The organism is Comamonas sp. 4034 (genome assembly GCF_050434545.1).
Lineage (GTDB): Bacteria > Pseudomonadota > Gammaproteobacteria > Burkholderiales > Burkholderiaceae_C > Comamonas > Comamonas odontotermitis.
Genome location: NZ_JBNDIT010000015.1, coordinates 120,564 through 127,256, shown reverse-complemented (window position 1 = coordinate 127,256; position 6,693 = coordinate 120,564). Strand labels below are relative to the sequence as shown.

Below are 6,693 nucleotides of genomic sequence, written 5' to 3'. Positions count from 1 at the left end.
TCCCGCTCCACGGCGCCAGCCAACTACATCTGGGTGGAGAATCCCCTGCCCAGCGCAACGGCCAGCCTCGTTGCGCCGCCTGCTGCAGCCAGCGTCACGCTGACCAATACCCTCGCGCGCGCCAACAGCGACATCACGATCAACAAAACCGTGAGCGGCGGCCCCGCCACCGGCGTTTCGGGGGTCTTCAAATTCACGGCCAACTGCGGTGCAGATGGCACGTACCAGACGGCAGTCACCCTCAGCGGCGCCAGCACCGGTGCCATTGCCATCACCAATGTTCCACAAGGCGCAAGCTGCACGATCAGTGAAGACGCGGCACTGCCAGCGGCTCCTGCGGGCTATGCCTGGAGCGCAGACCTGCCCCCTGCCGTGACACTGGTGACATCGGGCAGCGGCAATGTCGCGGCATTCGTGAACAAGCTCACCAGCACGGCGCCGCCTACCCCTGCACCTGTCCCCACCCTCAAGGAATGGGGCGTGATGGCCCTGTCACTGGTTCTGGTGGCAATGGGCGCGATGCAGTTACGCAGACGCCAGAGCTGATGCAAAGCCACCTTCGGGTGGCTTTTTCTTTACACAAGGCCAACCCTTCAGCCCAAACATGTCGTACCGGTTTTTAGCCAGATCGCAAGAAAACATATAACGGACCGGGGCAGTCCACCCTTTACGCTTTCATTCACCAGCGAAACGACTCACTGTCAGAATCAGGACACAAAACTGGCTGGCAGCGGACAATAGTGGCCGCGATCAAGGTGGAATTATCGAGCGCCAGTTACCTTCCGCAGTCTACGGGCGTACCACACAATCCAGCACAAAGCACAGTATGGGCACTGCCCAAGTTGCACGCAAATTCAGTGAAGACTGCCAAGGCTCACGAGCGCTCGAAAGTGGCTATCCGCCATTCATTAAGCTAAATCGTATTCCCACCGTGGGAATAATATGAAAAAAACGCTATAGCTTTTGCAGCTATAGCGTTTGAATTCTTTGGTGGGTCCTGCGAGATTCGAACTCGCGACCAACGGATTAAAAGTCCGCTGCTCTACCGACTGAGCTAAAGACCCGCCTTGGTTTGCTCAGTCGCTAATAAAAGCTCCCTTGCTCACAACAGACTTAAATTATAGCGTAAGTTTTTTGTCATTTTTTCGAGAACGCCAGTTTTTCCATGATCCAGCCAGCCGCACACATGCCAAAGGTTGCGGTGACCGCCACCGATGAGCCGTAGCCGTGGCAGTTGAGCGAGCCGTCGCCATCCACCGCGCATGACGGATCGGGGCCCGCCACGGCTTCCTTGCTGAATATGCAAGGCACATTCATTTTCTTGCCGTCCTTGGGCGCGCCATACTCCTTGCGCAGGCGGTACCGTACCTGGGCGAGCAGCGGGTCATGCGTGGTGTGGGCCAGGTCTTCCTGCTCCACCTTCCAGGCATGGCGCTTGCCACCAGCAGCGCCAATGCAGACAAAGGCACGTTTATGGCGCAGACCCCAGGCCGCCATGGCCACCTTGGCACGCACCTGATCGCACGCATCCACAAAACCGTCGACGCCGTCCAGCAAGGTGGCGCAGTTTTCGGGGGTCAGAAAGTCTTCGACCAAGTCCACCTGGCAGTGCGGATTGATCTGCGCAATGCGCTCACGCATCGCACCAACCTTGGCCATTCCGATGGTACTGGAGAGCGCATGGATCTGGCGATTGATGTTGGATTCAGCCACATTGTCCAGATCGATCAGGCGCAAGCGAGAGACGCCACTGCGGGCCAGCGCCTCTGCAGTCCATGATCCAACGCCACCAATGCCGACGACGGCAATACAGGCCGCACGCATGTTGGCAGCCGGTGCTACGCCCAAAAGGCGGTCCAGGCCACCAAAGCGCCTTTGGAGATCTGCGTCCATCTCGGCGTCCTGCCGATCGGACGCCGCAGGAGACAGATCGCTCATATCACTTGAGTTTGGAGAGTCGCTCTTTGGCCGCGTTGGCCGCATCGCTTTCGGGGTAGGCCTTGAGCAGGTCTTCCAGGGTCTTGCGCGCTGCCTTGGTGTCTTTCAGCTCAATCTGGCAATTGGCGATCGACAGGGCCGAATCAGGCGCGCGCATGTGCTGCGGCGCTGTGGCCAGGATTTGCTGGAAATTGCTGATGGCCGGCTTGTAGTCACGCGTGGCGTAGTAGGCATTGCCCAGCCAGAAACGTGCGGATGGCACATAGCCACTCTTGGGGTAACGCTGGACGAAGCCACTGAAAGCGCTGGCTGCATCGGCAAACTTGCCGCTGCGAAACACGCCCAGGGCTGCTTCAAAATCGCGTTTTTCAGCGGGATCGGCCTTGAATTCCTGACCGTCCACGGTAACAGCGACGGGTTCGAACTGCTGCAGGCGTGCTTCCATGCCCTTGGCCAGATCGGTCTGCCCGCGCTTCAAATCAGCAACCTCACGTCGCAGGGTCTCGTTTTCGCCTCGCAGCTTGTTCATCTCGGCGCGCATGGATTCCATTTGCGACTGGAAGTCCAGCAGGCTGCGGCGCACCTGCGAGGTGTCTTCGCCGTTCTGGTTGCTGCCCTGCGTGACCTGGTCGACACGCTGGCGCAATTCCAGAATGGCGCGGCGCGCGTCGGCATCTTCAAACAGTGCGGCCTGGGAGGCGGTTGCGCATGCCCACAAGGCGGCAAGCGCAATCAAACGAGGGGTTCTGCGAGTGAGGATCATGGAGCCTATTAACGGTAGTTCAGTTCAACGCGGCGGTTTTGCGCGTGTGCGTCTTCCGAACTACCTTCAGCAGCCAGCTTTTCCTTGCCAAAGGAGACGGCTTCCATCTGGTTGTCGGACACACCCAGCACGTTCAGCGAGCGGCGCACGGCTTCCGCACGCTTCTGGCCCAGTGCCAGGTTGTACTCGCGGCCGCCACGGTTGTCGGTATTGCCTTCCAACATGACCTTGCGCGAAGGATTGGCCTTCAGGAACTTGGCGTGCGCGTCGAGCGTGGATTGGAAATCTGGCTTGACAGAGTAGCTGTCAAAGTCGAAATAGATCACGCGGGCAACGCCCACGGGGCCCTGGCCATTAGCGCCGCTCTGGTTCAGGTCGACACCGCCCACGGTGCTCTGGCCTGCACCGCCGGTGCCTGCGCCATTACCTGCGGTTGTTGCACCCTTGTCTTCCACAGGGGCGTTATCCAGCGAAGGGGCAGAGCTGCAACCAGCCAGCACGGCAGCGGCCACCAGGGCCAACGAAGCTTTTTTAAACGACAACATGTATAACTCTCCGAAAGGATTTTTCGTATAAAACTACTGACTCAGAACACTAGCAAAATTCTTGTTTTTAGGGTTGGTATGGGCCCCAATCGGGCTCACGGATGTCTCCATTCTGCCCGGCCAGTCGTGCCTTGATCTTGCCATCAAGCGTCGTGGTCATGAGCGCTTCACGACCTCCTTCGCGGGTGGCATAGACAATGAGTCGGCTGTTCGGAGCAAAGCTGGGGCTTTCGTCGTTGCTGGTATCGGTCACCGATGTCACAGTACTGGAAGCCAAGTCCATGACCTGCAATTTATAGCCACCACCGGCACGGGTGATGTAAGCAAGTGTCTTGCCGTCAGGACTGATAGAGGGAGAGATGTTGTAGGAACCGCTAAACGTCACGCGTTCAGCACCACCGCCCTGGGCACCCACGCGGTAGATCTGCGGTGCGCCGCCACGGTCGCTGACAAAGTAGATATAGCGGCCATCCTTGGAATAGGTCGGCTCGGTATCGATACCGCTGCTTTGCATCAGGCGGCGTGGCTCGCCACCACTCGATGGGATGGTGTAGAGCTGCGAGCCGCCATCTCGGCTGAGGGTGACGGCAAGCGTGCTGCCATCCGGCGACCAGGCCGGTGCGCTGTTGGAGCCCCGGAAGTTAGCGATCAGACGGCGGCGGCCCGAAGACACCTCGTGCACGTACACCACGGGCTTGCGCGATTCAAACGACACATAGGCCAGTTGCGTGCCGGCAGGCGACCAGGTGGGCGAGATGATGGGCTCGGGGCTGGAGAGCGCCGATTGTGCGTTTTCGCCATCCGAATCCGCCACCCACAGGGTGTATCGGGCACCATTCTTGGTAACGTAGGCGATGCGCGTGGAGAACACGCCCTTCTCGCCGGTGATCTTTTCGTAGATGTAGTCGGCGATCTTGTGTGCCACAAGGCGCAAGTCAGCCTGCGGCACGTTGTAGCTCTGGCCTCCCAGATCGGCACCCTTGACTGCGTCCCACAAGCGGAAGCGCACGTCAAAGCCGTTACCGCCACGCGTCACGCTGCCGACCGAGAGGTACTCCGCGCCCTTGGCGGTCCACTTGGCCACATCGGGGCGGGAGGTCTCATCCAGCTCTTCGCCCGATGCATCCACCGCCTTGAACAGGCCGCTGCGGATCAGGTCGGCCTGGACGATGGCCGAGATTTTCTGGGGCGCACTGCCTTCACCACGAAACTGGGGAATGGCAATGGGATACTGCCTGATGCCGACACCCGTCACTTCGACGCGGAACTGCGCCAGTGCCGGGAGTGCTGGGGCTGCCAGTGCAGCGCCGAGAAGGTGACGACGATGGAACAGCGGCTTGGCCGCCTCCGAAGAAATAGATGGGAAGCGTTTTTTAGTCATTACCGACCATCATAAATGCGCAATGTATGCCGAACATGCCTCAGAAGGCAGCAGGATGTTACACACCCTACAAAATCACTATTATCTTCCAAGGAAGACAGCCGGCCATTCTAGAATCTTGCACACATGTCCACAACAGAAAAACCATCTTCCGCGCATGCATCTGCGGCCGCGCCAGCACCTTCGGGCAGTGATCCTGCTAGCACGGTAGCCCAGCTGTCATTGCGCGCACGCCTCTCCCGCCTCACTCCGTACTTTGGCTACCAGCGCTGGACCTGGGTGCTCGCCGTGCTGGCCACGGTGGTAGTAGCTGGGACCGAGGTGGCCATTCCCGCCCTCCTGCAACCCCTGGTGGACAAGGGCTTTACCGGCGGCACCCTGCCGCTGTGGGCCGTGCCTGTAGCAATTGTTGGCGTTTTTTTCATTCGTGGTGTTGCACAGTTCATCAACCAGTACGCACTGGCGCGCATTGCCAACGACGGGATGATGCGTCTGCGCGAGAACCTGTTCAATCGCGTGCTGGACGCCCACCTGAGCCTGTTTTCCAAGCAATCGGCCAGTGCGCTATCCAACACCGTGGTGTACGAGGTACAGAATGGCGCCACCCTGATCGTGCAGGCGCTTCTGATGCTTTCGCGCGACGGTTTCACGGTGATTGCACTGCTGCTTTACCTGCTCTATACCAATTGGCAGCTCACCTTGATCGTGGCGGTGCTGCTTCCCAGCGTGTCATGGATCATGAAAACGCTCTCCAAACGGCTCTATCACATCACCAAGGCCAGCCAGCAAGCCACGGATGAACTGGCCTATGTGGTGGAGGAGAACGTACTCGCCCACCGCGTGGTGCGCATCCACGCCGCCCAGCCAGCCCAGGCTGGCCGCTTCCTGACGCTGAGCCGCAGGCTGCGGCAGCTGGCTATCAAGGCCACGATCGCATCGGCTGCCATGACACCGCTCACCCAGTTGCTGGCGGCCGTTGCGCTGTCCGTCGTGATCTGCATCGCGCTGTGGCAAAGCCGCGCCACGGTGGTCAGCGCCCAGGAAGTGACGGTCGGCAGCTTCATCTCCTTCATCTCCGGCATGCTGATGCTGATTGCCCCCATCCGGCGCCTTGCCGATGTGGCCAACCCGCTGACACGCGGCGTGGCAGCGCTGGAGCGCGGCCTGGGTCTGCTGGGCGAAGTACCACCCGAAGCCGGTGGCCAGCACCGCGCAGACAAGGCGCGTGGCGCTGTCCAGCTGACCGATGTGACCGTCGAATTTGGCAGCGACAAGGCCCCCGCCCTGCGCCACCTCTCGCTCACCATCCACCCAGGCGAAGTGGTGGCCCTGGTGGGCCCCTCGGGCGCCGGAAAGACCACCCTCGTCAATCTGCTGCCGCGTTTTGTGGAGCCCTCCAGTGGCTCGGCCAGCATCGATGGCGTGCCGCTGCACGACTGGGATCTGCACAGCCTGCGCAGCCAGTTCGCCATGGTGAGCCAGGATGTCGTGATGTTCAACGACACCATTGCAGCCAACGTAGCCCTGGGCGCGCCGGTCGATGAAGCGCGCCTGCAGCAGTGCCTTGCAGCCGCCAACCTGCAGGATTTTGTGGCACGCCAGCCACAGGGCGTGTACAGCATGGTCGGCCACAACGCCAACCAGCTTTCAGGAGGCCAGCGCCAACGCCTGGCCATTGCACGCGCGCTGTACAAGGACGCGCCAATCCTGATCCTGGACGAAGCCACCTCCGCACTCGATACCGAATCGGAGCGGCTGGTGCAGGAGGCTCTGGCGCGGCTGATGCAGGGGCGCACCACCGTGGTGATTGCGCACCGCCTGTCCACCATCGAGCACGCGGACCGTGTGGTGGTGATGGAGCGCGGCCAGGTGGTGGAGCAAGGCACCCACGAGCAATTGCTGGAGCTGGGCGGCCTGTATGCCCGGCTGCAGTCGCGGCCCCACTGACGCCAATACGCAGTTTCGCACCCCAAAAAAACACCAAGCCTTTCAGAAGGTTTGGTGTTTTTTGCTATAGATTTTGCAATAAAGGCGCTTTACTGGCGCACGCCAGCGCATGGCTTCAT

Annotated in this window: 6 protein-coding genes and 1 tRNA gene; 2 read left to right on the top strand and 5 right to left on the bottom strand. The window is 60.4% G+C overall.

What is annotated here, in order from left to right; genetic code table 11:
* On the top strand, positions 1-546 hold a 546-nt coding region (locus ABIE32_RS16275; RefSeq protein WP_429017669.1), incomplete at its 5' end, for an IPTL-CTERM sorting domain-containing protein.
* A gap of 442 nt (positions 547-988) precedes the next feature.
* Here ABIE32_RS16275 and ABIE32_RS16270 read toward each other — a convergent pair.
* The 5 genes from ABIE32_RS16270 to tolB all read right to left on the bottom strand — a co-directional run bounded on the left by ABIE32_RS16270 (position 989) and on the right by tolB (position 4,627).
* Positions 989-1,064, bottom strand: a tRNA-Lys gene (locus tag ABIE32_RS16270).
* Positions 1,065-1,137: 73 nt separating this feature from the next.
* Entirely contained in the window at positions 1,138-1,938 is an 801-nt protein-coding gene (locus ABIE32_RS16265; RefSeq protein WP_429017667.1) for a tRNA threonylcarbamoyladenosine dehydratase, read from the bottom strand.
* A 1-nt stretch (position 1,939) separates the two neighbouring features.
* Positions 1,940-2,701 carry a tol-pal system protein YbgF gene (gene ybgF / locus ABIE32_RS16260; RefSeq protein WP_429017665.1) on the bottom strand — a complete coding sequence of 254 codons (762 nt, stop codon included), beginning with the start codon at positions 2,699-2,701 and terminating at the stop codon, positions 1,940-1,942.
* An 8-nt stretch (positions 2,702-2,709) separates the two neighbouring features.
* Positions 2,710-3,246, bottom strand: a complete 537-nt coding sequence (pal, locus tag ABIE32_RS16255; protein WP_224149202.1) for a peptidoglycan-associated lipoprotein Pal — start codon at positions 3,244-3,246, stop codon at positions 2,710-2,712.
* Positions 3,247-3,313: 67 nt separating this feature from the next.
* Positions 3,314-4,627 carry a Tol-Pal system beta propeller repeat protein TolB gene (tolB, locus tag ABIE32_RS16250; protein WP_429017663.1) on the bottom strand — a complete coding sequence of 438 codons (1,314 nt, stop codon included), beginning with the start codon at positions 4,625-4,627 and terminating at the stop codon, positions 3,314-3,316.
* Between the two features lie 126 nt (positions 4,628-4,753).
* On the opposite strand from tolB, the gene msbA reads away from it, so the two are divergent.
* Entirely contained in the window at positions 4,754-6,574 is a 1,821-nt protein-coding gene (msbA, locus tag ABIE32_RS16245) for a lipid A export permease/ATP-binding protein MsbA (RefSeq protein ID WP_429017661.1), read from the top strand.
* The last annotated feature ends 119 nt before the right edge of the window (positions 6,575-6,693 follow it).

Bases quoted from the DNA above. Each gene is read 5' to 3' on its own strand.
- pal (WP_224149202.1), bottom strand. From the start codon at position 3,246: ATGTTGTCGTTTAAAAAAGCTTCGTTGGCCCTGGTGGCCGCTGCCGTG.
- msbA (WP_429017661.1), top strand. From the start codon at position 4,754: ATGTCCACAACAGAAAAACCATCTTCCGCGCATGCATCTGCGGCCGCG.
- ABIE32_RS16265 (WP_429017667.1), bottom strand. From the start codon at position 1,938: ATGAGCGATCTGTCTCCTGCGGCGTCCGATCGGCAGGACGCCGAGATG.
- ybgF (WP_429017665.1), bottom strand. From the start codon at position 2,701: ATGATCCTCACTCGCAGAACCCCTCGTTTGATTGCGCTTGCCGCCTTG.
- tolB (WP_429017663.1), bottom strand. From the start codon at position 4,627: ATGACTAAAAAACGCTTCCCATCTATTTCTTCGGAGGCGGCCAAGCCG.